Genomic DNA, 2,638 nt, shown 5'->3' on the forward strand with positions numbered 1-2,638 from the left:
GCAATGCGGGCAACATTGAAAGCCAGACTAAAATAGAAGTAGGAGAAGATATCCCTACAAAAACGCAAGAGCAATTACCCAAAAGTCGAGTTCGGTTGAACGAACGAGAGATTTACGACCTTGATTATGCGATCGTGGATGCAAAAGACTTAAAACCAAGCTTTACCACAGGCGGAACGCAAAAAAGAACGGACATGAACGAAGAACAGATTAAAAGCATTGCTGAAAATTTTGATCCTAAAAAGATATTCGGGAGTGGAGGGTTTGAAGATTTGCCCATCATTCTACATGATGGGCAAGTGATCGCAGGAAACCACCGCATAGCTGGCATGCTAAACTTCACGCCTAAAAGCAGATACATTTACAACAAAGCGATCAAGGAATACTATCACATAGACTTAAAGCCTAACGAGCTATTAGTTAGAGTGCCGCACAACCGACTAAACAACACCGAGATCAACAATTTAGCAGCCTTCTCTAATCAAGGACGCTTTAACAGCGAAAGCGATCATGCGATAGCGGTTTTAAGCCATTACGAAGCCAAGTTAAAAGAATTAGACAAGAAATTAGACGCTGATAGCATTTACTCATTAAAAAACATCGTAGCTAAAAATTTGAATTTTGATAAGGCTACTCATCCTAATGTGGGCGATAGTAATTTAGCGTTGCTTATGTTCAACATGCCAAGGACGAAGACGCAAGGGATAGAGTTACTCAACCGCTGGCACAAAGTTTTTTCTAACGACATTAAAAGCTATGAAAAAGTCAAAAAAATGTTTGTAGATAATGCAGGGAGTTTTCACAATTTAATCCATGACATGAATTTTCCTAATGTGAGCCTGAACGCTTATTTAAGCGATATTATGGATCGCAGTTTTGCGAATTTAAAGAATTACCCAAACACGACGGACAGTTTAAGGGATTTGAGCGAGAAATTTTATAAAACGAGTTCTTTAGATATGTTTGAGAAAAGCGATCAAATTACGAGTGATATAAGCGAGATTTTAGGAGGAGCGATCGCACGATTTGCACGATTTGATGATCCGAGTAAAGCGTTATTTGAAGCCTTAAGAATCGATAACATAAAAAAAGGTTTGAAAGAATTTAAGATCGCAGATCTTACTAAAGACATGTTTAACCCTGATAGTAAGGAATTTAAGGATATTGATATTTACGATTTCACGCATTACCTTTTAATGGTGGATAGAGTGCCAAGCGAGCATAACCCTACCTTAAACCGCTTGATACAAGCCGTAAAAGACATGCAAAAAGAGAGCGAGAAAGGGAAGGTTTAGGGCATGAACAAAGAAGAAGCTAAAAAATACGCATTAGAAATAATTAACAATATCCCAAACATAATCAGCAACGGAAAACTATCAAAAGATGATTTAGGGCGTTTAAGTATTGAATCAAAAAATTGACAAAGTCAAGGAGTAAGAAATGCAGTTATTTGAAAAATGGCAGAATGCAAGAGATGCCTATGATATTTTTTACCAAGAGTCCGAACATTTGGGCTTAGAAGTTGTAACATTTTTAAAGCATTTTTGCGAAGCAAATGATATTCTTACTAATGCGATTTTAAAAATGTTTGATACTGAAAGCGATCGGTTTTCCATATCAGTGAAGACTGCTGATAGTGTAGAGGATTTTCCTTTAGCGTTTAAGTTTAAAAATGCTAATAATGAAGTTTTTGAGTTTGTTGTTAGAGATAATCAAGATAAAAACAAAACCATGCGCGATTTTTTAGAAGCATGCGATCGTGATAACACTACTCACTTGCTAAAAAAACCAATTGAACGCGCCAAGCAATGCTTATCACTTGTGAAGCAATACAGAGAAAATAAAAGAGATTGTGCAGTGGTGATTATTGATTATCTGATCGTGGAATTGTTGGAGAATGGAGGTTTTAATGAATTACCCTAATCTACCTAATAGCGCTTTAGAGATAAGCGAACAGCCAGAAGTGAAAGAAATCACCAACGAGCTTTTAAAGCAATTACAGAACGCTTTGCACAGCAACGCGCTTTTTACGGAGCAAGTGGAATTAAGCCTTAAAGGTATTGTTAGGATTTTAGAAGTGCTTTTGAGTTTGGATTTTTTCAAAAATGCGAATGAAATTGATAGCAGTTTAAGAAACTCCATTGAATGGCTGAGTAACGCCGGCGAGAGCTTGAAAAATAAAATGAAAGAATACGAGGGCTTTTTTAGCGAGTTTAATACGAGCATGAAGGCTAACGAGCAAGAAGTAACGAACATTTTAAACGCTAACACCGAAAACATCAAAAGCGAGATTAAAAAGCTAGAAAATCAATTGATAGAAACCACTACCAGGCTTTTAACGAGCTATCAAATCTTTTTAAACCAAGCGAGAGATAACGCTACCACTCAAATAAACGCCAACAAAACCCAAGCGATAAGTAACATTAACGAAGCGAAAGTTAGCGCTAACAATGAAATAACCGCTAACCAAACGCAAGCGATAGATAACATTAACGAAGCGAAAACGAACGCTAACAATGAAATAAACGCCAACAAAACCCAAGCGATAAGTAACATTAACGAAGATAAAACGAGCGCTTTAAGTAACATCACGCAAGAAAAACAACAAGCCACAAGCGAGATCACCGAAGCGAAAAAA

Annotated in this window: 3 protein-coding genes and 1 pseudogene; all 4 read left to right on the forward strand. The window is 37.0% G+C overall.

Annotated elements, in window-relative coordinates:
- Window positions 1-1,295: pseudogene (locus tag QT74_RS07695) on the forward strand (DUF3519 domain-containing protein); the annotation flags it as partial.
- A 3-nt stretch (window positions 1,296-1,298) separates the two neighbouring features.
- Complete coding sequence (locus QT74_RS08810) at window positions 1,299-1,421, forward strand: hypothetical protein (protein WP_267864635.1); 123 nt, start codon at window positions 1,299-1,301, stop codon at window positions 1,419-1,421.
- Between the two features lie 19 nt (window positions 1,422-1,440).
- Window positions 1,441-1,923, forward strand: coding sequence for a hypothetical protein (locus QT74_RS07700; RefSeq protein ID WP_033765890.1), 483 nt, complete (start codon window positions 1,441-1,443; stop codon window positions 1,921-1,923).
- The coding region (locus QT74_RS07705; protein ID WP_033765891.1) for a hypothetical protein at window positions 1,910-2,638 on the forward strand (729 nt) is incomplete at its 3' end. The genes QT74_RS07700 and QT74_RS07705, both read left to right, overlap by 14 nt.

This window comes from Helicobacter pylori SA213A (assembly GCF_000476275.1).
GTDB classification, from domain to species: domain Bacteria; phylum Campylobacterota; class Campylobacteria; order Campylobacterales; family Helicobacteraceae; genus Helicobacter; species Helicobacter pylori_CL.